24 protein-coding genes are annotated in these 21860 nt (G+C 61.4%); 14 read left to right on the forward strand and 10 right to left on the reverse strand.

Features of this window, described 5'->3' with window-relative positions; translation table 11 throughout:
• Nucleotides 1-22 precede the first annotated feature (22 nt).
• Genes Q9Q94_RS08750 through gspG form a run of 7 tightly spaced genes read right to left on the reverse strand, consistent with a single transcriptional unit; the run spans nucleotide 23 to nucleotide 5867 of the window.
• Nucleotides 23-574 (reverse strand): hypothetical protein, encoded by a 552-nt coding sequence (locus Q9Q94_RS08750; protein ID WP_305979678.1) that lies wholly within the window; start codon nucleotides 572-574, stop codon nucleotides 23-25.
• The gene (locus tag Q9Q94_RS08755; RefSeq protein WP_305979679.1) at nucleotides 571-1134 is read right to left on the reverse strand and encodes a hypothetical protein; all 564 of its coding nucleotides are present in this window, start codon (nucleotides 1132-1134) and stop codon (nucleotides 571-573) included. The genes Q9Q94_RS08750 and Q9Q94_RS08755 overlap by 4 nt, the downstream gene beginning before the upstream one ends.
• 5 nt (nucleotides 1135-1139) lie before the next feature.
• Nucleotides 1140-1715, reverse strand: coding sequence for a hypothetical protein (locus tag Q9Q94_RS08760; protein WP_305979680.1), 576 nt, complete (start codon nucleotides 1713-1715; stop codon nucleotides 1140-1142).
• Nucleotides 1712-2542 carry a hypothetical protein gene (locus Q9Q94_RS08765; RefSeq protein ID WP_305979681.1) on the reverse strand — a complete coding sequence of 277 codons (831 nt, stop codon included), beginning with the start codon at nucleotides 2540-2542 and terminating at the stop codon, nucleotides 1712-1714. Before Q9Q94_RS08765 ends, Q9Q94_RS08760 begins: the two co-directional genes overlap by 4 nt.
• The gene (locus Q9Q94_RS08770) at nucleotides 2523-4208 is read right to left on the reverse strand and encodes a GspE/PulE family protein (RefSeq protein ID WP_305979682.1); all 1686 of its coding nucleotides are present in this window, start codon (nucleotides 4206-4208) and stop codon (nucleotides 2523-2525) included. Before Q9Q94_RS08770 ends, Q9Q94_RS08765 begins: the two co-directional genes overlap by 20 nt.
• The gene (locus Q9Q94_RS08775; protein ID WP_305979683.1) at nucleotides 4205-5389 is read right to left on the reverse strand and encodes a type II secretion system F family protein; all 1185 of its coding nucleotides are present in this window, start codon (nucleotides 5387-5389) and stop codon (nucleotides 4205-4207) included. The genes Q9Q94_RS08770 and Q9Q94_RS08775 overlap by 4 nt, the downstream gene beginning before the upstream one ends.
• 37 nt (nucleotides 5390-5426) lie before the next feature.
• A complete protein-coding gene (gspG, locus tag Q9Q94_RS08780; protein ID WP_305979684.1) occupies nucleotides 5427-5867 on the reverse strand; it encodes a type II secretion system major pseudopilin GspG in 441 nt (146 codons plus the stop codon).
• A 222-nt stretch (nucleotides 5868-6089) separates the two neighbouring features.
• Here gspG and Q9Q94_RS08785 point away from each other — a divergent pair, with 222 nt between their 5' ends.
• From Q9Q94_RS08785 to Q9Q94_RS08795, 3 genes are read left to right on the forward strand one after another with little or no spacing between them, the layout of a single operon-like run.
• Nucleotides 6090-6575: a type II secretion system protein gene (locus Q9Q94_RS08785; RefSeq protein WP_305979685.1), complete on the forward strand. Its 486-nt coding sequence runs from the start codon at nucleotides 6090-6092 to the stop codon at nucleotides 6573-6575.
• Entirely contained in the window at nucleotides 6575-7108 is a 534-nt protein-coding gene (locus Q9Q94_RS08790; RefSeq protein WP_305979686.1) for a type II secretion system protein, read from the forward strand. The genes Q9Q94_RS08785 and Q9Q94_RS08790 overlap by 1 nt, the downstream gene beginning before the upstream one ends.
• A gap of 26 nt (nucleotides 7109-7134) precedes the next feature.
• Entirely contained in the window at nucleotides 7135-8298 is a 1164-nt protein-coding gene (locus tag Q9Q94_RS08795) for an ROK family transcriptional regulator (protein WP_305979687.1), read from the forward strand.
• Nucleotides 8299-8662: 364 nt separating this feature from the next.
• Here the strand turns inward: Q9Q94_RS08795 and Q9Q94_RS08800 are convergent, their stop codons facing one another.
• From Q9Q94_RS08800 to Q9Q94_RS08810, 3 genes are read right to left on the reverse strand one after another with little or no spacing between them, the layout of a single operon-like run.
• Complete coding sequence (locus tag Q9Q94_RS08800; RefSeq protein ID WP_305979688.1) at nucleotides 8663-8926, reverse strand: hypothetical protein; 264 nt, start codon at nucleotides 8924-8926, stop codon at nucleotides 8663-8665.
• The gene (locus Q9Q94_RS08805) at nucleotides 8923-9309 is read right to left on the reverse strand and encodes a phage holin family protein (protein WP_305979689.1); all 387 of its coding nucleotides are present in this window, start codon (nucleotides 9307-9309) and stop codon (nucleotides 8923-8925) included. The genes Q9Q94_RS08800 and Q9Q94_RS08805 overlap by 4 nt, the downstream gene beginning before the upstream one ends.
• Nucleotide 9310: 1 nt before the next feature.
• Entirely contained in the window at nucleotides 9311-9613 is a 303-nt protein-coding gene (locus Q9Q94_RS08810; protein ID WP_305979690.1) for a YqjD family protein, read from the reverse strand.
• Between the two features lie 439 nt (nucleotides 9614-10052).
• On the opposite strand from Q9Q94_RS08810, the gene Q9Q94_RS08815 reads away from it, so the two are divergent.
• The 11 genes from Q9Q94_RS08815 to Q9Q94_RS08865 all read left to right on the forward strand — a co-directional run bounded on the left by Q9Q94_RS08815 (nucleotide 10053) and on the right by Q9Q94_RS08865 (nucleotide 21858).
• Nucleotides 10053-10715 carry a hemolysin III family protein gene (locus tag Q9Q94_RS08815; protein WP_305979691.1) on the forward strand — a complete coding sequence of 221 codons (663 nt, stop codon included), beginning with the start codon at nucleotides 10053-10055 and terminating at the stop codon, nucleotides 10713-10715.
• A gap of 66 nt (nucleotides 10716-10781) precedes the next feature.
• Complete coding sequence (locus Q9Q94_RS08820; RefSeq protein ID WP_305979692.1) at nucleotides 10782-12212, forward strand: sodium:alanine symporter family protein; 1431 nt, start codon at nucleotides 10782-10784, stop codon at nucleotides 12210-12212.
• Nucleotides 12213-12293: 81 nt separating this feature from the next.
• The gene (locus Q9Q94_RS08825; RefSeq protein ID WP_305979693.1) at nucleotides 12294-13751 is read left to right on the forward strand and encodes an ATP-binding protein; all 1458 of its coding nucleotides are present in this window, start codon (nucleotides 12294-12296) and stop codon (nucleotides 13749-13751) included.
• Entirely contained in the window at nucleotides 13748-14272 is a 525-nt protein-coding gene (locus Q9Q94_RS08830; protein ID WP_305979694.1) for a hypothetical protein, read from the forward strand. Before Q9Q94_RS08825 ends, Q9Q94_RS08830 begins: the two co-directional genes overlap by 4 nt.
• Entirely contained in the window at nucleotides 14269-15654 is a 1386-nt protein-coding gene (locus tag Q9Q94_RS08835) for a sigma 54-interacting transcriptional regulator (protein WP_305979695.1), read from the forward strand. Before Q9Q94_RS08830 ends, Q9Q94_RS08835 begins: the two co-directional genes overlap by 4 nt.
• Before the next feature lie 397 nt (nucleotides 15655-16051).
• Nucleotides 16052-16669: a polymer-forming cytoskeletal protein gene (locus Q9Q94_RS08840; protein WP_305979696.1), complete on the forward strand. Its 618-nt coding sequence runs from the start codon at nucleotides 16052-16054 to the stop codon at nucleotides 16667-16669.
• Between the two features lie 386 nt (nucleotides 16670-17055).
• The gene (locus Q9Q94_RS08845) at nucleotides 17056-17589 is read left to right on the forward strand and encodes a sigma-70 family RNA polymerase sigma factor (RefSeq protein ID WP_305979697.1); all 534 of its coding nucleotides are present in this window, start codon (nucleotides 17056-17058) and stop codon (nucleotides 17587-17589) included.
• A gap of 12 nt (nucleotides 17590-17601) precedes the next feature.
• On the forward strand, nucleotides 17602-18603 hold the full coding sequence (locus Q9Q94_RS08850) for a FecR domain-containing protein (RefSeq protein WP_305979698.1): 1002 nt from the start codon (nucleotides 17602-17604) through the stop codon (nucleotides 18601-18603).
• Between the two features lie 170 nt (nucleotides 18604-18773).
• Complete coding sequence (locus Q9Q94_RS08855) at nucleotides 18774-21269, forward strand: TonB-dependent receptor (RefSeq protein ID WP_305979699.1); 2496 nt, start codon at nucleotides 18774-18776, stop codon at nucleotides 21267-21269.
• Entirely contained in the window at nucleotides 21269-21562 is a 294-nt protein-coding gene (locus Q9Q94_RS08860; protein WP_305979700.1) for a hypothetical protein, read from the forward strand. The genes Q9Q94_RS08855 and Q9Q94_RS08860 overlap by 1 nt, the downstream gene beginning before the upstream one ends.
• Nucleotides 21559-21858: a hypothetical protein gene (locus tag Q9Q94_RS08865; protein WP_305979701.1), complete on the forward strand. Its 300-nt coding sequence runs from the start codon at nucleotides 21559-21561 to the stop codon at nucleotides 21856-21858. The genes Q9Q94_RS08860 and Q9Q94_RS08865 overlap by 4 nt, the downstream gene beginning before the upstream one ends.
• Nucleotides 21859-21860: the final 2 nt, after the last annotated feature.

Raw genomic sequence — 21860 nt, forward strand, 5'->3', positions numbered from 1 at the left:
GATCAGAGGGGTTCGTGATCGCCTAGTCATTTCCTGGTTCTTTCTTCTCGCCACCCACCGGGATGACAAATCTTGATTTATCGGTCAGTTGCGTCAGCCGGATCTCCGTTCCGGTCACTGCATCAACCCTGAATCCATCAACAACATCGCGTGCGCGGGTTACATGGGTTTTACCGCCACGCTCCAGAAAAACCAGCCATTGATCATGATCGAGCATCCGCCCGATCAGCACGAAAGGCTGTACCGGAATTTCCGGTGGGGGTGGCGCCTCTGCCTGCGGTGGTGGCGGTGCAGCCCCACCCTGACCGGCAAACAGATCCACTTGCGGCCCGTTCTCAAGATCCGCCAGCCCGACACGATCCCGCACGCGCTTTACCTGGGAGCTGTCCGTTTCCCCGGTAATAGCGGGATTATCAACAGGCGCTTCGGGTGCGCTTTCTGCCGGGCGCACCACCGCAGCAACCGGAGCGACGACATCCGCAGCATCCGATGGCGTCTTGTCACCAAACAGGGCCAGCCAGCCAGCCCCCAGCAACACGGGAAGCATGATCAGCAAGCGACGATTCCCACTCATCGCGCGCTTCCTTCGCCTGGTTCCTGCCAGACAGACAGCGAAATCTGTGCGTCGACCGGTCCCTGCCCCGGCTGCTCACGCTTGAGCACAATCTGGTCAATCGACAGAGCCTGCAGCCCCTGCAGCAGATCAGAGCAGAAACGCTTGATACTCAGATAATCGCCCCGCACGGGCAGCACGATCTGCAACTGGGAATAGGCTCCTGCCGCATCGATCTGACGACGCATATCCACTTGTGCGACGGTCAGCCGGGCATTGGCCGCCAGCTGAAAGATCTGACGCAACTGCAGGGTTGTTTCCGCCTGCGGTAACAGCTGGTGTTGGAAGGCCTGTAACGGCGGCTCCTGTGCTGTATTTCCGACCGGGCGCCGGGCTTCCAGTTGCGCACGCTTCAGTTGCTCGGACGCCCGGCTGGCACTGGCCACCTGCATCGGCACCCAGAACAGCCAGACCACCAGGCACAGCCCGAGGGCCAGCAGGGCCACCGGCAGACGCCAGCCATGACGCCAGAACGCGATTTCAAGATCCAGCCGCAACTGGCCAACATCCGGCAATTTCACGCGTATCATCCTTCCTGCCCTCGCGGCATGCGGGCCGAAGCGCGAGGCACGGCATCAATCTGCGGGACCTCCAGGGTGAAGCGCCAGCCACCGGAGCCGTCACCACCATTGGCACCTTCCTGGCGAGTCAGGGCAACGCTCCGGAAACCCGGTTCCTGTTTGATGGCATCCAGATAATCAAGCACAGCGGGCGCCGACGAAGCCTGAACGATCACGCGCAAGGTGGTGCGCACTGCCCCCATTTCGATTCCAACCACGGTCACGTCGGGACGTGCATGACGCTCCAGCTGGGTAAGCAATTCAATGCTCGGATAATCAAGCATGCGGATTGCGCTGTTGACTGAATCGACGACATCCGCCGGTACCCGCTCCTGCGCCCGTGCCGCGTCATTCAGACTGACGCGTTCGTCCTGCAACTGGCTGGCCTGGCTGCTGCGGGCCTCGGCCTTTTCGGCAAATCCGCTGCCCACCACCAGGCCCAGCACGGTCAGCCCCAGCCCCAGCCCCAGCAACACCCACAGAGGCAAGCTGCTGCGCCCGGTTTCGCCCTGACGGCAGAATTCAATATGCACCGGCTTCATGCGAGGGCTCCCTGCATGGCGAGACTAACTGATTCCGAGGTTTGCCCCGGTCTTGCCCGCGCAAGTTTTGGCCCCTGTGGCAGCACCAGACGCATGGAGCCCACACGCCCATCGACGGGCATTTCCGGCAGCACGCCCAAGGCACAAAGCTGGGTGGGCATCTCCAGCCCGGCGCGCAGGACTTCGGCTTCCAGCATGGCGCTCAAGGCAGCAGCATCGGGCGCCTTGGCAAACGGAAAACGCCGCACGTGCTGGACCTCGCCGCCCGACACAAGCAAAGCCACCATCCCGCGTGAGGCAAAACAGCACAGCCAGCAAGCATCGGGGACCTGTTTGTGGAACAGTTCGAGCAGCCGCAGGGCATAGGGCTGGATGGAGCGCACCCGCCAGTTGCTGGCTTCGGCAACCACCTGCACCACTTCGACCAGCCGCGCCGGCAAGGCACACACCAGCGTACGGCCACTTGCCTTCCAGTCGGCCGCCAGTTGCCAGCCCTCGGGGGCTGTACCAAACAGCGTTTCAAAACGCCCGGCAGCGAGCATGCGCAGCTCGCTCAGGCTGCCTACGCCAGCGGGCACCGTCAGCATGAAATAGCGAGCCCACGCGTCTGCTACGGTAAGGGTCAGATCACCGCCCTCGGGAACATTGGCTTGCGCCAGAACAGCTTCGATTGAGGGAGTCCAGTCCGCCGTAGCCGGAGATGCCGCACCTGGCAGATACTCGGCCAGCGGCAAGCTCGTCAGCAAACGCATGCTGGCAGCGTCGACGACACTCAGATCATCGCTGCCCACACCCAGAGAAAAGCGCTTATGCCGCAAGCGTGACACGCCGCACCTCCTCAAGCGTTGTCTGGCCAGTGGCGACCAAGCTCAGGGCATCTTCGTAGAGGCTGCGCGTTCCGTTGCGGCGGGCCGCCTCCATGATCTGGCGGACCGAACGACGTTCAACGATCAGTTCCGCGATCTCGGGATTCATGGTCAGGACCTCGGCGACCGCCTTGCGACCACGGTAGCCCGTGCCACGACAATCTCCACAACCGCGCCCTTTCATGAAGCGGTAGTCCTTCACCGCCTCGGCACTCAGACCGGCATCAGCCAGTTCCGCGTCGGCGGGCCGATAGGAGATCGCGCAATGCTTGCAGTTCAAACGCACCAGGCGCTGGGCGATCACGCCATTCAGGGCCGAAACAAAGGAATACAGATCCACGCCGATGTGATGGAATCGGCCGAACACGTCATACACGTTGTTGGCGTGCACCGTTGACAGCACAAGGTGACCGGTCAGTGCAGACTGCACGGCGATTTCGGCGGTTTCCTTGTCGCGGATTTCGCCGACCATGATCTTGTCCGGATCATGACGCAGAATCGAGCGCAAGCCGCGCGCAAAACTCAGGCCCTTTTTGTCATTGACCGGAATCTGCAGGATGCCGGGCAACTGGTACTCGACCGGATCTTCAATCGTGATGATTTTGTCGCGCCCATGATTGATTTCGGTCAGCGCCGCATATAGCGTGGTGGTCTTGCCCGAACCGGTCGGGCCGGTCACCAGCACCATGCCGTAGGGCTCCTGCACCAGCCTGCGCAATGTCGCCAAAGTCTGCGGATCAAAGCCGGCAGCATCCAGAGTCAGGCCGCCATGCTCTTCGACCATCGCCTGCTTGTCGAGAATCCGGATCACCGCATCTTCGCCATGAATGCTGGGCATGATCGAAACGCGCAAGTCGATTTCGCGCCCCATCGCCTCGACGCGGAAACTGCCATCCTGCGGTACGCGTCTTTCAGCAATATCCAGTTCAGCCAGCACCTTGATACGCGAGATCACCTGCTCCGCCAACGCCCCGCCGGAAATATTGGCGATCAGATCGAGCACGCCATCAATGCGATATTTGGAGACCATGCCACCCGGCGTACTCTCAAGGTGGATATCACTCACACCCTGCTTGAGCGCATCGTAAAGCGTCGAGTTCACCAGTTTCACTGCCGGACTGGTCGCGTCGCTGACCGAAGCGAAGGTCAGGCTTTCCAGCGTTTTCCCGTCAGCATGCCCGAGGGAGCCATCGTTGATCATGCTGTCGATAGCCCGGATTGATTCTTCCTGCCGTGCCAGATAGGCCTGAATATCCGAAAGCAGGGCCAGCCGGTACTCCAGCGCCACGCCTGCCACACTCTCCAGCCAGACCTGCAAATCTGCATCAAACGGGTCCGCGATCACAGCCACCGGCCCGACCCCATCCTGCTGATTGCGCAATACCACACAGCCCCGCTGCTGGGCACGCGCCAAGGGCAGGATATCGAAGGCGGGCTGCATGTCGAGCATCTGGGCGGTTTCAATCACCCTGCCATGAAACTTATCGGCCACGGCACGCAGCACCTCGCGCTGATCCAGTTGCGTCATCGCCTCCAGTTCGGCCATCACCGGCCGACCGGACTTGAGTGCAGAACTGCGTGCCAGACGCATGGTTTCCTGTTCGATCAAGCCTGCTACCCCATTCATTGCAAAGATCCCGCCAGATCGAAAATCGGCATGTACAGCAGAACAATGATGACTCCGATCACCACTCCGATCAAAGCCATCAGGGCCGGTTCGAAAACCTTGCTGAAACGCTCGATCCAGCGTGCACTTTCACCCTCATAGAATTGCGCCGAGCGCGTCAGCATGGTGCCCAGCTGCCCCGAGCGCTCGCCCACCCGCAGCATGCGCAACGCGATCGGGGTAGACAGATCATGCAATTCGAAGGCATGTGAAACCTGCTCTCCGTTCGAAATCTCTGATTTCGCCAGGGCCAGCTTGAGACGGGTTTCCGCTGAAACAGAGGTTTCGATCATGTCCAGGGCCATGACAATCGGAATACCCCCTTCAAGCAGCATGCCAAGCGTCATGTACAGGCGCGAGAGTTCGAGAATCCGCGCCCGTTCACCAATCCCCGGAATCCGTTTGGCCAGCTGCGCCCAGCGCCCTTCGCGGGAGTTGCGGCGAACGTACCATACAGCGGCGGCGACCAGAGCCAGCAGCATGCCGCCGACCAGCATGGTGTGCTGCCCCAGCAGATCGCCCCAGGACAGCAGCAGGCGTGACATCCACGGCATGTCACGACCACTGTCCTTGTAGACCGCAGCAAAGCGCGGCACCACATAGGTCATGAGGAAAAGCCCGACCAGACCACCCACGGTAAACAGCACGGCGGGATAGATCGTGGCGCTGATGATCTTGCCCCGCACCATGTCGAGACGGGTCTGGTAGTCAATAAAACGACGCAGGGCCTGAGGCAGGTCACTGGTGCGTTCTGCGGCACGCACGATGCCGACAAACAGCGGCGGAAAAAACTCCGGCTGCATGGCTACAGCATCCGACAAACGGGACCCCTCACGAATCCGGTTGATCATGGCTTCCATGACGGCCCGGGAAACCGGCGAGCTTTCCTTCTCGATCAGTCCTTCGAGCGCCTCAACCAGACTCAGACCAGCTTCAAGCAATGCCAGCATTTCCTGGCTGAACATGACCAGCGAGAAAGTGCCACGCCGCGACCCGCTGCGCATGCCACCGCGGGCTTTGAGACTGACCACTTTGAGCCGTTGAGCTTCAACAGTCTTGCGCGCAGCAGCAAGGTCCGCAGCCTCGATCAACAGAGTCTGCAGACGATTGTCGACTGTCAGCGCGCGAACTTCAAACTGCATCGCCGATTACCTGTACCGATGGGTGTCGGGCTCGGGATCAGTTGAAGATGTCGGCGGCCGCATCCGCGCCGCCAGGCTGACCATCACTGCCGTATGAAACGATATCGAAATCCCGGCCACGCGTACCCGGATTCTTGTAGATGTAGGTTTTGCCCCAAGGATCGAGAGGAATTTCCTTGGCAAGATACGGGCCGCTCCAGGTTCGCACATTGACCGGCTTCGCCATCAGGGCATTCAGCCCCTCGGCTGTCGTCGGGTAACGTCCGGCATCCAGCCGGAACGCATCCAGCGCTTTGGCAAACGATTCAATCTGTGCCTTGGCGACATTGTGCTCGGACTTCCCGAGTTGGGAAAAATACTTGGGGCCAACGTAAGCGGCCAGCAAACCGATGATGGCCATCACCACCAGAAGTTCAAGCAGGGTAAAGCCCCGCGAGCGAACAGAACTCACCCCGGTCGTTGCTACTTTTTGAGTCATTTTTGCATCCTGTCGAATGTCTGTTGTGTGCAGGCAGTTACGCCCGCTGTCTCCATGCCCGATAGACTGCCACAAAGCAGCTTGACTTCCAATCGGCAATGCACAAGGAAAGGCACCAACGGCAAAATTGCTGCGCCTGCAGCAACACACCGCTCACCCCACAGTCTGCAAGGCATAAGCAGAAAGGTGTAACCTCTGCCCCAATTCCGTACAAAGACAATCATGCAAGCTCACCGTCCCCGTCGCAAGGGCTTCACCCTTATCGAGATGCTGATCGCGCTGGCCATTCTGGGCTTGCTCGCCAGCATCGTGGTGCCGATCGCACAAGTAACCGTTCAGCGGGGCAAGGAACAGGAGCTTCGTCTGGCATTGCGTGAGATTCGCAGCGCGCTTGATGCCTACAAACTTGCCGCTGATCAGGGAGCAATCCAGCGTACCATCGATTCGTCCGGTTACCCGAAAGACCTTGCAGAACTGGTGACCGGCGCCATTGATCAGCGCAATGCAAAAGGCCAGAAACTGTTCTTCCTGCGCCGCATTCCTCGCGACCCGTTCAATGACGACCCCCAGCTTCCGGACGCCGAAACATGGGGTATTCGCAGCTACGCGAGTGAGGCAGACGACCCGCGCGAAGGCAGCGATGTGTACGATGTGTTCAGTCGCTCGCCGCTCGTCGGCATGAACGGCATTCCCTATCGCCGATGGTAATGCCGACACGATCCGCTCCTTTCTGCCGCACAGGATTCAGCTACGTCGGCCTGCTGATCGTGATCGCCATCATCAGTCTGGCGGCCACCACCACCGTGCAACTGGGAGCGATTGCCCATCGACGGCAGGCAGAGGAAGAACTGCTGTTCATTGGCTTGCAATACAAACGTGCAATTCGCAGTTACTTCGAAGCAGCCCCACCCGGCGCCCCTGCGGCCGCTCCAAACCAGCTGGAAGACTTGATTCGTGATCCCCGTTTCCCGGGCGTTCGGCGCCATCTCCGGCAACTCTATCCCGATCCTCTGACCGGGAAACTCGACTGGGTTCTGATCCGCGCCCCGGACGGAAAAGGGCTGCTTGGCGTGCATAGCCGGTCAAAAGAGTCGCCGATCCGCATCGACAACTTCCCCGATGAATTCTTTCATTTCAAAGGGAAACACCGTTATTCCGACTGGGTTTTCGTCTACGGTGTAGTGTGCTCTGACCAAGGATGTGAAATCGACCGCAGCGTAAATGATCCGGGCAAAGACTGAGCGGTCCCATTACGGAACAACTGATCATGGTCATCTCCGGCAATCAGCAATTTCTCCGTACCATCAACCGCCTTGCCGTACTGCGCGCGGTACGCTTGAATGCGGGAATTTCACGGGTCAAGCTGGCCGAGATCCTGAGCCTGACCCGCCCGACCATCGGCAATCTGGTCGATGAGCTGATCACCGACGGCTGGCTCAGCGAAGAGAAGCTTGGCCCCACAGGAGCTTTGGGACGCAGACCCGTAGCGCTGCACATGGACGATGCCAGTCGCATTCTTGTTGGCGCAGACATCAACAATCAGCGGGTCATCTGCATCGCAACCACTCTGGGCGGCGAAATCCGCGAAATGAGTGTCACACCCACCCACTCCGACCAGGCAGAGGTGGCGCTTGACATCCTGGCTCGCCAGACAAGCAGCATCTGGCAACGCCTGAGCGCAGCAAACTGCCGGGTTTCCGCCATGGGCATCGGAGTACCAGGCCCCGTCGATACCGAGTCCGGTACGCTCCGCTACTCAGACAACACCGGCTGGCGCAACCTGCCGGTACGCTTCATGCTGGAAGAGCGCCTGAAGCAGGCCGGGATGCCCGCCTTTCCGGTACTGGTGCAGCGTGCAGTCGGCTGTGTCGCCCTGTATCACTTTGAATACGAACGACGGGCAGAAGAAGAGCCACTGCTCTATGTTCATGTGGGTCACGCGGTGACCGCAGCGCTTGCCACCCGCTATACCCTGATCCAGGGGCACAGAGGGATGACCGGCGCGATTGGCCACGTCACCATGGACCCACAAGGCCCGCTCTGCAATTGTGGCAAGCGTGGCTGTGCCAACATGCTGGCCACACTGCGGGCCGTGCAGGATGCAACGGGCCGCCCGGCCAGTGAATTCCGTGCAGCGGCACTTGCCGGGGATCCGGTCCTGTCCCGGGAGTTGCGTATCGCTGGCAAGCACTTCGGCACCCTGCTACATAATCTGAGCATGCAATTTGATCCGGCGCGCCTGTTCGTTGGCGGCCCGGCTTTCCAGTCGGGACAGGAGTTTCTGAGTTCGGCCCGGGAAACCTTCAATGGCCTTTACGAACCATCAGGTCTGACCCCTCCACGAATTGAGGTCGTTCGGCAGGATGCCAACGCGGTAGCGCTCGGAGCAGCAACCAGCGCGCTCTACGCACTGGTCCGCCCCTTGTCGTGACCTCCGGGCGTCAGGCGCTTCTGGCTCAGCTTTCAGCATCAGGAAGCAGCCACATTTTCTCCTTGAATTCCTGCAAGACAGGACATACAAAGAAAGTGCAGGCATCCCCTGCACATCACAAGGAAGACCTTATCGCAACAGTGAAAGCAGTACATCACAGCATCAGGTAGTTCCAACCGGGCAATCCCCGGAGCCGGTGGTGGGTCCACCGACACAAAACGCCGCGCAATGCGGCGTTTTATTTTTTCAAACTCCCGTTGCAGAGCCGCTTGCAGCAAGGCTTCTCAGGCAGGCATGTTGAAGAAGCCCGTCAGACAAGGAGTTTCAGAACACCCCCTCGAAGATGCCGGCGGGGAGCGGGTTCTCAGGCAGGTGTATCGGCCTTCTCCAACACCCGTTTGCCGATCTTCCAGGCGCTCATGCCCAGATTCAACCAGCGTCCCCAGCGTCCCGGCAGCACTGCCCCCAACACGCCGGCGAGTGCCTCCAGCCATGCACCGGAAGGCATCGCTGGCGCCGGCTCCGGGCTCAGCCCCCCCAGATCCTGACGCAGCGCCATGCGGAACTGTTCTGCCTGCAGAAGCAGCATTTCCTTGCGGAAGGATCGCATCATCTGGCGATGGCTCATGCGTCACTCTCCGGATGGCTGCGCAACACTGCACGGTCGCGCTCAAACTCCTCACGTGTCGCAGCGAACGGCGTGGGAGCCACTTGCAGACGACGGCGCAGCCAAAAACCGCAGCCCAGTGCCGCCAGGGCATAGACGAATGCGACAGTCAGCGTTGCGCCCAGCAGACAATCATTGCGCGCAGCCAGCACCAGCGCGGCCAGTGTTGCAAAAAGCAGCGCAAACGCAGCGCAAACGCCCGCCACCAGCAGCACGGCCAGATGTCCAAGCAGCCGGTCGAGTTCCTCCTGCAACTCCAGCCCGAACAGGGCCAGCCGATTCCCCAGCAACCCCGCAAGATTGTCAGCGAACCGGTGGGCCCGTTCAAAGAGGTGAAAACCCATCTCAGCGACGGGCTATCAGCATGCCAACCACGATGCCGAGTGCTGCACCAATACCGATCGCCTTCCATGGGTTTTCGTGCACATACTCATCGGTCACTTTGGCTGCCACCTTGGCTTTTTCCAGAGCGATTTCCTCGGCGCTCGTCAGACGCTGCTTGGCTTCGCGCAAGCCGGCAATGATGCGTGCCTGCAGGGCTTCAGCCTCCTTGCCAGTCGCCGCAGCCGCATCGCAGATCAGTTTTTCGGTCTTGTGGAGGATGTCCTGCGATTCATCAAGCAGGGTAGAAGAAGTGTTCTCAGCCATTTACATGCTCCTTTTGCACACAAATAAAAGGGTACAACTCATGTCTGAATGCTAGTCCAATGAAGACAAACCGCATGGCATGAGCGTGACTTGAGGGCAGCGTCATTCACAGACAGCCGCGCCTGATGGTGAATCATGAGGCTTTGCCAGCACGCTCATCGTCATGCCTTCCCTTCTGACCATCGGTTTGTTTTCGGGTTCCTTCTGCTCTAGTGAAGCTCCATGTCGGAGACTCTTGCCAAGGACGAAGAAACCACCCTTCTAGCAAACGAAAATCACGCGCTAAAGATGCGGAAGAGTGCAAAATCGCAAATGAGAGGCGCTACAGGTTTTGTAGCCCGGATTTCACACCCCCTGTCGGGCGCCTCGGGTTAAAGTACCGACCCCATACGGATGCGTATCCCGGCATCCGGCAGTTCCAAGCGACAGAGAGCACTCCATGAAGATCAAACGCCCTCAGACCCGTGGCGAGGAAATCGCCAACGTCACCAGCCATGGCATCGGTTTGCTGGCCACGCTGGCCGCCTTTCCGATCCTGGTGATCGCCACGGCGCGTGCCGGCACGGCCGTCAATATTGCTGCAGCCTGCATTTACGCCAGCACCATGGTGCTGATGTATCTGAGTTCCACGCTGTATCACGCGGTCCCCCAGGGACGCCTGAAGCAGATTTTCCGCAAGCTTGATCATGCCGCGATTTTCCTGCTGATCGCCGGAACCTACACGCCCTTCACTTTCAGCGTGCTGGCTGGCGCCTGGGGATGGACGCTATTCTGCCTGGTCTGGCTGCTTGCCATCACCGGGCTGATCCTGATGTTCAGCAACCGCCTATCCAACCCCTGGCTTTCCAACGGCATCTACCTGCTGATGGGCTGGCTGGTCATTGTTGCGGCCGTACCACTGTTCACCAATCTTTCCACGGCAGGGACCTTCTGGCTCATCGCCGGCGGTCTGGCCTACACGGGCGGCGTGGCCTTCTATGCGCTGGATGGCAAGCTGCGCTACGGCCATTTCATCTGGCATCTGTTCGTGCTTGCCGGCACTATCTGTCACTTTTTCGCCGTACTTTACGGTTGTACACCCGAATCCGCCGCGCTGGCCTGACAGGCCGCGCGCAGGCATTCACACTTTCGCCAATATCAGGCACATAACAACACGGGGACCTTGCCGATGCACGCTTTCATCAATCAGATCAACAACATCATCTGGAGCCCCGCACTGGTCTTCCTGTGCCTCGCAGTCGGGCTGTATTTCTCGATCCGCACCCGCTTCATGCAAGTTCGCCATCTGGGTGAAATGATCCGTCTGATGTTCGATGGCAAGGGTTCCGATGCGGGAGTCTCATCCTTCCAGGCGCTGGCCATGTCACTTTCCGGGCGTGTCGGGACCGGCAATATCGCCGGCGTAGCCGCCGCCATCGCCTATGGCGGGCCGGGTGCGGTTTTCTGGATGTGGATGACAGCCTTCCTCGGCGCCTCCACCGCCTATGTCGAATCCACCCTGGCGCAGATCTACAAGGAACGCAACGACGGCCTGTTCCGCGGAGGCCCGGCCTATTACATCGAGAAGGGTCTGGGCTGGAAACGCTACGCCTGGGTCTTTGCCGTCGCCACGGTCATTTCAATGGGCTTCCTGCTGCCCGGCGTGCAGGCCAACAGCATCGCCTCCGGCCTCAAGAATTCGCTGGGCATTGCGCCGGAAGTTTCGGCCGCAGTCATCGTCGTGCTGCTGGGCCTGATCATCTTCGGCGGTGTCAAACGCATCGCCCGCTTCGCCGAGATCGTTGTTCCCTTCATGGCGCTGGGCTACATCCTGATCGCCTGCGTGGTCGTCGGCCTGAACATCGAAAAGCTGCCAGGCGTGCTCTCGCTGATTTTCCGCAGCGCCTTCGGGACTGATGCAGTCTTTGGCGCAATGATCGGCGCAGCCATCCAGTGGGGCGTGAAGCGCGGCGTTTTCTCCAACGAAGCCGGTCAGGGCAGCGGCCCGCACCCGGCCGCCGCCGCCGAAGTCAGCCACCCGGCCAAGCAAGGCATCGTGCAAGCCTTTTCGATCTATGTGGACACCCTGTTCGTCTGCTCGGCCACGGCGTTCATGCTGCTGATCACTGGCCTTTACAACGTCAAGGGCGCTGACGGCAGCATGCTCACCAATGCCCTGCCTGGCGCCGAAGTCGGCCCGGCCTTCACCCAGGCCGCCGTGGAATCCGTGCTGCCCGGCTTTGGCAGTATCTTCGTGGCGGGCGCCCTGTTCTTCTTCGCCTTCACGACCATCGTCGCCTACTACTACATTGCCGAAACCAACATCGCCTACATCAACCGCAAGATCGGGCGCCCCTGGCTGGTTTTCGCACTGAAGATTGCCTCGCTGGCCGCCAGTCTCTACGGTGCGGTGCGGGCGGCCGATCTGGCCTGGACGCTGGGCGATATCGGCGTCGGCATCATGGCCTGGCTGAACATCATTGCCATCCTGGCGCTGCAGAAGCCGGCACTCGACTCCCTCAAGGATTACGAGGCCCAGCAGAAAAAAGGCCTTGAGCCGAGCTTCCAGACCACTGCCGAAGCCCTGCCCAATGCCGACCTGTGGGTCGGCGAAGACTGAATCTCCCACCGCCCGAACCCGGCCTTCCGTCGCCCTGACGGGAACCTCGACAAACGAACTGGTACAAAGAACTTACCTTCCTTGTACCAGCTTCTGATGCGTCTGCCCTATCCGGTATCCCTGCCCAAGCTGTTGTTGCTTGGCTTTGCGCTGGTCGCCCTGCCGCCGGTGCTGGCCCTGCTTGGCGCCTACTTCTCGCTGGACCAGCTTAGTCGCCGCAGCGAAATTGCCATCACCCGTGCCACGGCCATCACCCGCGACAGCCGCGCGCTGAGCGAACATCTCACCGCACTAGAGCGCCTCGCACGCCAACAACTGGTTCTGGCTGATGAGCAAGGTCTCGCGGCCTACGCCCGACGCCGCGAAACCTTCATCGAGACGGCAGACCGCCTCGGGCTGCATGCCGACATCCTTGATACGAACAGCGGTCTGGACAGTCTGCGCGCCGCCGAGGAAGCCATCTGGCAAAACCTCCAGCAGCCCGGCCTGAGCCAGTCCCAGAGTCCGGCGCTGGTGGAAGCCTTTGGTGCCATGAGCGATACCGCCAGCAGCATCGTCAGCCAGGCCGATGCCCGCATCGAGGCGGACATCCACGCCCTGCAGATCGAGGCCGCCGCTGCCCGCCGCCAGTTGCTGCAACGCCTGTGGGTGCTGATCCCCATCAGCCTGATCCTGGCGCTGGGTCTGACCGCCCTGATCCGCCGCCCCTTCCGCCAGATTGAGGCGGCGATGCGCGGGCTGGGTGAAGGCCGCTTCGATATACCGATCCGGGTGGCCGGCCCCCGCGACATGGCGCTCCTCGGCCAGCGTCTGGACTGGCTGCGCACCCGTCTGCAGGCGCTGGATGCACAGAAAACCCGCCTCCTTCATCACGTCTCGCACGAACTCAAGACCCCGCTCACCGCCCTGCATGAAGGCACCGCGCTGCTGCTCGACAAGGTGACCGGCCCCCTGAACACCGAGCAGCAAGAGGTCACCCAGATCCTTGCCAGCAACTGCCAGCGCCTGCGCAAGCTGATCGAAAACCTGCTCGACTACAGCGCCCTGCGCTTCGCCCCGGGCGATTTGCGGCGCGAAGCCGTGGCGCTGGCCAGCGTGATCGAACAGGTCGTCGCCGACCAGAAACTCGCCGCAGCCGCTCGCAGCATCACCATCGAGGCTGCCGGCGAAAGCCTTTGCCTGCACGCAGATCGTGACAAGTTGCGCGTCATCCTCGACAACCTGCTCTCCAACGCCCTCAAATACGCTCCGCCACACAGCCGCATCCTCATCAACGCCCGCACTGAAGGTCGCTACGCCATGATCGAAGTATGCGACAGTGGCCCTGGCGTCTCCGCCGAGCTGGCCCCGGCGATGCTCGAAGCCTTCGTCCAGGGGCCGCCGCCCGAGGGCAGCCCGGTCAAGGGCAGCGGGCTGGGGTTGTCCATCGTTCACGAGCTCGTTACTGCTCATGGCGGCGATATCTCGCTGCAAGCCAATCATCCCTGCGGCACGTGCGCCTGCATCCGCCTGCCCCTTACGGAGCCCATCACCTCATGACCACCCAGACCCTGCGCGGCCTCATTCTCGGAGCCGGCCTGATCCTGCTCGCCAGCGCCTGCACCACCACCGAGCTCACCCGTGTCGGCCTGTTGCATACCAGCGCCGAAACCGAGTCCGACATCCTGCAGCAAAGCACCCGCATCCGCGCCATGAGCCCGGCAGAACTCTCTGCCGAAGCCGAAACCTTGCAGAAGCATTACGCCAGCCGTCGCAGCGAAGAGCGGCGCCTGCAACTGGCCCTGTTTCTCGCCATCGCGCCGACTCCACCCGGCGACCGCGCCCGCGCCCTGAGCCTGCTGGACCTGCCCCCCAATGAGGCCAATGGCCGCGGCCGCAACCACCCCTTGGCCCAACTCTTGCTGCCCATGCTGCAGGACCTCCGCCGGCTCGAAGAAGCCCACAGCGGTGCCCAGCAGAAGCTGCGCGATGCGCAGCTCGCCAACGACCAGATGCGCCAGAAGCTTGAAGCCCTGCGCGACATCGAACTGAAGATGCAGGATCGCCCGAAAGCCAAATGACCGCCATCACCCCAGACAGTGCCGCCCCCGTCATCAACACCCGCGTGTTGCTGGTTGACGACGACCCCGATCTGCTCCGCCTGCTTTCCATCCGCCTCAAGGCCAGCGGCTTCGACACCCGCTGTGCGGACAGCGGCCCCGGTGCGCTGGCCGCGCTGGCTTCGCAGCGGCCGGACATCATCGTCACCGACCTGCGCATGCCCGGCATGGACGGACTCGCCCTGTTCGACGCAGTGCGCCAGCAGCATCTCTCCCTGCCGGTGATCGTTCTCACCGCCCACGGCAACATTCCCGAAGCCATCGAAGCCACTCAGCGCGGCGTCTCCGGCTATCTCACCAAACCCTATGACGCGGCCGAGCTGATCGCCCAGATCCGCCGCGCCATCGGCAATTCCGGCGGGGTCAGCACCGTGCGCGTACCCGCCGCCTGGCGCCACGAGATCCTCACCCGCAGCGCACTGATGGAAGACTTCCTGCGCCAGGCCGAGCTGGTCGCGGCCAGCGAAGTCAGCGTGTTCATCAGCGGCCCCAGCGGCGCCGGCAAGGAGCTGCTCGCCCGCGCCATCCACAAGGCCAGCCCGCGCGCCGACAAGCCCTTCGTGGCGATCAATTGCGGCGCGATCCCCGAGCAGCTGCTCGAATCCGAACTCTTCGGCCACGTCAAAGGCGCCTTCACCGGCGCTCACCGCGACCACGACGGCCTGTTCCAGTCCGCACGCGGCGGCACCCTCTTCCTCGATGAAATCGGCGACATGCCCACACCGCTGCAGGTCAAGCTTCTGCGGGTGCTGGAAGAACGCGAAGTGCGCCCGGTCGGCGCCACCCGCAGCATCCCGATTGACGTACGGATCATCTCCGCCACCCACCGCGATCTGAACGCCGCCCGCAGCGAGGGCCGCTTCCGTGACGATCTGTACTACCGCCTGAACGTTGTCGGTCTGGCAATCCCCTCGCTGGCCGAGCGCCGGGAAGACATTCCCCTGCTCGCCCAGCACTTTCTCCAGCGGCTGGCCGAGCGCTACAAACGCCCGGTCACCACCTATTCGCCCGAGGCCATGGAGCTGCTCCTCGCCGCCCCCTGGCCCGGCAACGTGCGCCAGTTGCTGAATGTGGTCGAGCAGACCGTGGCTCTGACCACCACCCCTGTCATTCCTGCCGCACTGGTCCAGCGCGCCCTGCAGGACGACGGGGGCGCCATCGAATCCTTCGAAGAAGCCCGTCACCGCTTCGAGCGCGACTACCTCGTGCGCCTGCTACGCCTGACCGGCGGCAACGCTGCTCAGGCAGCCCGGCTCGCCCAGCGCAACCGCACCGAGTTCTATCGCCTGCTCGCCCGCTACCACCTTGAGCCTGCTGCGTTCAAGGAAAGCAGCAACGACTGATCGCGCACGCGCCAGTCACCCCACTTCGCGCCCAGATCATTCTGGCAGGCAGGCAGGCCGAAGAACCGCCCCCGGCGGACCTCTTCGGCCTGCCTGCCTGTTGACGCCCGCCTGCTGCGCCTTTCCACACACGCTGCCTGAAGAAGGCCGCCACACGCGGCTCTTCAGCCTGTCGCTCATCCGCGACAGTGCTTTGCCCCGCAGCGCCTACCGCGACTGCAATACCGCTCATTTCCTGTCGCCGGACGGCGACACCTGACGTACTCACCGTCATGCCCCCGAAACGCTCAAGCTCATGTTTCAAAAGGGTTTTCGTGAACTGGCACGCTGCCTGCAAAGAGTCTCCGTGTCGGCGAGCCGCATTGAGAGCTCCGCCCCGGTCCCTTAAGGAGTCGAGATGTTTCACAAAGCCTTGCCCCGCACGCCAGAGCCTGCACCGGAACGCCAGCCCCAGCCTCGCGTCACCCACACTCCCGGCGCCTACCCTCCGCTTGGCCGCTCGCGTGACACATCAGCACTGAACGCAACCCAGGCAGCCCAGTTGCTTGCCACTCAGCCCATCGCCCCAGCGGAGACCACCATGCCCGTCAGCCACGCCACCACACCCGAACACGAATCCCCCAGCCGCCTCGTCGTCGGGCCGGACGTCAAGCTGAAAGGCGCCGAGATCCAGGACTGCGACACCCTCATTGTCGAAGGCCGCGTCGAAGCCACCATGGACAGCCGCGTACTGCGCATCACCGAGAAAGGCGCCTTCTCCGGCAAGGTCGGCATTGATGTGGCTGAAATCCACGGCCAGTTTGAAGGCGAACTCACCGTTCGCGAAAAGCTCGTCATTCATGCCACCGGTCGCGTCAAGGGCACGATCCGCTACGGCAGCATCCTCATCGAAGCCGGCGGCCAGATCTGCGGCGACGTACAAGCACTGGAGCAAGCCCGCTCCGGTGAACTGCGCAATCCAGGAAAGGAGGTCGAACGAAGCAAAGTCACATCTCTGATTACCTCGGTGGCCTGAGCTCGCGCCGCGATCAGCAAGGCGCGGGAGCGATTCCGGCCGGCGGTGCTGCAACACTGCTTCCGGCCCGCTCCGTCGCATTGCTGATCAACGCACACGCCGGGTGGACCGTCGTCCTCCCGAACCCGCCCGGCAAAGCACTTGTCACCGATCTACGAGCGTTACATTCAGGCCCGATCCCCCGGTCGGGCCTTTTTTTTGTCCGTCAGACAAGCACAAACGCATGCAGATGATGCTGCATTGATCAATGTCACATAGCCAAGACGTACCGAGGCATTCAGGTCAATCGGCTCTGGCACATCTTTTTGGAAAGATATAAAATGATAATCATTCTCATTTGATTATGTTGTACCCATGTCTTGCTGTCGGGTACAAGGAGCTTCATCGTGTCCGCCACCGCTGCAACCATTGCCGACTTCCCCCTCAACCAGCAGATTGAAGCCCTCTACGCCGAGCACCACGGATGGCTGCGTGGGTGGCTTCGCAAAAAACTGGGCAATGCCTTCGATGCCGCCGATCTGGCCCATGACACCTATCTGCGCATCATGGCGACGGGGCGAATTCCAGAAACCGGAGAGTCCCGCCGTCACCTGACCCAGATTGCCAACGGTCTGGTGATCGATCTGTATCGCCGTCGGCAGATTGAAGCCGCCTACCTTGAAGCGCTTGCCCTGCAACCAGAGCAAACAGCGCCTTCCGAAGAAGTTCGCGCACTGATTATCGAAGCACTGCTTGAAATCGATGCCATCCTGCAAGGGCTTGCACCCAAGGCACGCACGGCATTGCTCATGTGCCGTCTTGATGGCATGAGCTACCGCGAGATCGCTGATCACCTGAAAGTGTCACCATCCTCTGTCGAGAAGTACGTCGCCGCCGGGCTTCTAGCCTGTTACCGGGCGCAGCATCGGCAAGACAGCTGAGCAGAGGCTCTCATGAACGCCCCAGTCAGCCTCGGCCAACCTAACCCCGACTCCGAAACCATTCCCCAAGACGTCGTCACAAGGGCCGCTGAATGGATGGCGCGCCTGTGGTCCGGTGAAGCCAGCGAAGACGAGAAAACAGCCTGCGCCCACTGGCGGGCAGCCCATCCCGACAACGAGCGCGCATGGAAAGAGCTGCAGATCTTCGAAGGCAAGCTCGACAACCTGCCCCGCAGCGTGGCACGCCATGTACTGCGAGAACCTGCTGACCATGCCTGCAAGAGGCGTCGCAACACACGTCGCCTGTTTGGTCTGAGCATCGTAGTGGGCGGAGCAACCTGCATGCTGCGCAACACCGGTATCTGGCAAAGAAGCATGGCGGACTACACGACGGCAACGGGCGATATCCGGGAGATTGAACTGTCGGACGGCACACGTATCACACTAGCCAGTGCCACCACGATCGACGTGATATTCAATGCGCAGGAGCGTCGCATTGCCCTGCGTGCAGGCGAAATCCTGATCAGTACCGCGCCGGATCCGGCAGCCACGCACCGTCCATTCCGTGTCCATGGCCGCGATGGCTGCGTAGAAGCACTGGGCACCCGCTTCAGCGTACGTCAGGACGAAACCTCATCACGCATCGCCGTCTTTGAAGGCTCCGTCAAACTGCGCACGACGCGCGAACCCGGCATGGTCATGCAGGTCGGTGCCGGACAAGGCAGTAATTATTCCTCCGAAAAGATAGCTCCCGTAAGCAGGATTCAGGAAAGCGCTGCCGCCTGGAGTAATGGCGTCTTGTTGGCCGAAAACATGCGCGTCGCAGATTTTGTCGCCGAGTTGGGTCGATACCGCCAAGGGCTTTTGCAGTGCGACCCGGCTATTGCGGATCTGCGCGTCAGCGGTGTGTTCTCGTTGCGCGACACTGATCGCTCACTGAAAAACATCTCCCTCGCCTTGCCCGTCACTCCTGTTTATCGCACGCGCTACTGGGTCACATTGCAGGCGGCGTGACCCACTCACACAGATCATCCGTCGACGCGGTGAACATGCAGAAATTGCACCTGCATCGCAGGCCAGCAGCGCTCTGTCAAAAAAATTCAGATCGTCATTGAGGGTTTTGCGGTCTCGTTCGGAATACCTGATGAAGCCCATCAACATTCTCGAGCCCAAAGGACTGCAACATGGCAAATCGCCACACATTCCCTCCCTCCGTCGTGTGCCACAACGCGCAAAGCGAACGAAGGATTGCCGCGCTTACCTTGAACGCTACAACCATCGCCGTTCGCACCACCTTGATGACGGGGCTGGTTCTCGGCTCCATCGGTTTCACCCTGCCCGCTGCTTACGCACAGAGCACTGCATCCACTAGCAGCACCGCGCGCAGCTACAACATCCAGGCAGGACCGCTGGATCGTGTGTTGAACAGCTTTGCCGCCGTCACTGGCGTCGAATTCAGCGCAGATGCCAGCCTGCTGCAAGGCCGCAGCAGCCGTGGCCTGTCCGGCATCTTCACGGTCGAGCAGGGCTTTGCCGAATTACTGCGCGGCCATGACCTGAATGCCAGCCGCCAGAGCAATGGAAGCTACACCCTCGTCAAGCCCAACGAGCCGCGTCAGAGTCCGTCCGGGGAAGCGACCCTGGCACCAGTCAAAGTCACCGGCACCACCCTCTCCCCTACCGATCTGCCTGCATCCTTCGCTGGCGGCCAGGTGGCGCGCGGCGCCAAGCTCGGCGTACTGGGCAATGTTGACGTCATGGACGCCCCTTTCAATGTCACAGCCTACACCGCCCAAACCATCGCAGATCAGCAAAGTGCGACCGTTGGTGAAGTGCTGCGCAACGACCCTTCAGTCCGCTTTACCACCAGTGACGGCCACAACGCCGAGAACATCACCATTCGCGGTTTCGAAGTCAATTCCTCCGAACTGGCCTTCAACGGCATGTACGGCATGCTGCCCGGTGCCCACGTGCCAACCGAATTCATCGAACGCGTGGAAGTTTTCAAAGGCCCAGCCGCCATGCTCTCCGGCATTTCTCCAAGCGGCGCCGTTGGCGGCGTTGTCAATCTGGTGACCAAGCGAGCTCCCGACCAGGATCTGACCCGCACCACAAGCAGTTATACATCAGCATCCCACCTTTCCCAGGCAGTAGATATCGGCCGCCGTTTCGGCTCTGAAAAACGGCTCGGCGTGCGTTTCAACGGTTCGCTGGGTTACGGCGAGACAGGACTGGAAGATCAGAAGAAACGCGACAATTTCTTCTCCCTCGGCGTCGACTACCGTGGTGATCGCTGGAAAATGGAATTCGACACCTACTCGGCACACCAGAACCAATACAACGGCAGTCCGCTGATGATCGGCTTCAGCAAGCTTGGCCGCGTGCTAGACGCCCCGGACCCGGACAAGAACGCCCTGCGCGGCACGTTTGCCCGCCAGCGAACCGATGGCGCCATGTTGCGTGGCGAACTTGAACTCACTCGCCAGCTCAGTGCCTACGCTGCCGTCGGCACCGCCAATTACAACTACGACGGCTTCCTTAATGGCACCCGGGTAGTGGTAGCCAATGCCAGTGGAGATGCCACCGGACAGACCTACAACCAGGGCGGCTACACTCGCGGCACCTCAGCCGAGACCGGCCTGCGCGCCAATCTTGCCACCGGCAGCATTGCCCACCAGCTCGTAGCCAGCTTCTCCTCCCACAAAACCACCACAGGAATTGCGCCAGTCACGACCAGCGCCAGCTACACCACCAACATTTACGACCCGCTCGAAAGTCCGACCATCGCCGGCGCTCATGGCACAGTCGCCCGCTCGGCGGACAACCACAACACCAGTGTTGCGCTGGCTGACACCCTGAGCCTGTTTGAAGACACGACGCTGCTCACCCTGGGCGCCCGTTCCCAGCATGTACGCCAGAAGATGGCCAGCCCCAAGGCCTATGACGAGACCGCTGTCACGCCGATGCTGGGACTGGTCGTGAAACCCTGGGGGTCTGACGTTTCCTTGTACGGCAACTACATCGAAGGCCTGAGCTCAGGGATCACCGTTGGAGTGGGATACGCCAATCAGGGCGACACCCTGGCGCCCTACAAAACCCGCCAGAAAGAAATCGGCGTGAAATGGGAATCCGGCAGTTATATCAACACCCTCAGCCTGTTCAGCATCCTCAAGCCTTCGGCCATCGACGTCGGCAGCGGAGCGTCGAAGACGCTGGCACAGGACGGTGAGCAGGAAAATCAGGGCATCGAGTGGAGCATCGCCGGCCAGCTCAACCGCCAGGTCCGCGTACTGGGTGGCGTAGCCTACACGGTGGGGGAACAGGTTCGCGCCTCCAGTGCTGCCAATGACGGCAAGAAAGCCCCAGGCATACCGGCCTGGACAGCCAACCTCGGCAGTGAATGGGACCTGCCCTGGGTGCAGGGCCTGAGCTTCAACGGACGTGTCACTTACACCGGCGAGCAATACCTGGATGCGGCCAACACGCTCGAACTTCCATCCTGGACACGCTGGGATGCGGGAGCCAACTACCGCTTCAGCGCAGGGGGCCGACCTGTAGTGCTACGCATGGCGGTCGAGAACCTGACTGACACGCACTACTGGTCCGGTCGTTTTGGAGATGGCATGGCCACCCTGGGCGCCCCACGTACCTACAAGCTCTCGGCCACGGTGGACTTCTGATGACTGCAGCGCTGTTGCCCGGTCTGCTTCTGACCCTGGCTGGCGGCCTGGCGATTTACCTCGCCTCGCCACATCAGCGATGGCGCGCCCGGCCCCTGCCCGCCCGCCCGGCACGGGTGGGCGGCTCGGTGCTGCTGGCAATAGCTTTCATCGCGTTGAGCCAGCCATTGCAGGGGGTGGTGGCCGCTTTCACCCTGCTCACCTGGCTGATGCTGTTGTGGATCGCTCTGCCTTACATCGGCGCCCTGTACTCGCCGCACGTTGCAAAGAGAAAAGAAGGGAATGCGGAATGACTTCAGTCTCCACCGTCAAGCCCGCGCCAATCCGCCGCGACTGGTTCGTCAAATCGCTGGCAGGTGCTCTGCTGGGCCTCACCCTGGCTTTCGCCTGCAGCGGCCTGTTCGCACTTGTTGCCAGCGGACTCGCTCCGAGCGCCCGCGCCCAGCTCATGATGTGGCTGGTCGTTCCGGTATGGCTGAGCGTGTTCTCTGGCTGTTATTTCTTCACCAGCGGCCTGCGTGCCTGGCTCTGGCTTGGCGGCGCCAATCTGCTGGCCTGGGGCGTGCTCGGCGCTGCCCGCCTGATCTGACT

Source organism: Uliginosibacterium sp. 31-16, assembly GCF_030730865.1.
Lineage (GTDB): Bacteria > Pseudomonadota > Gammaproteobacteria > Burkholderiales > Rhodocyclaceae > Uliginosibacterium.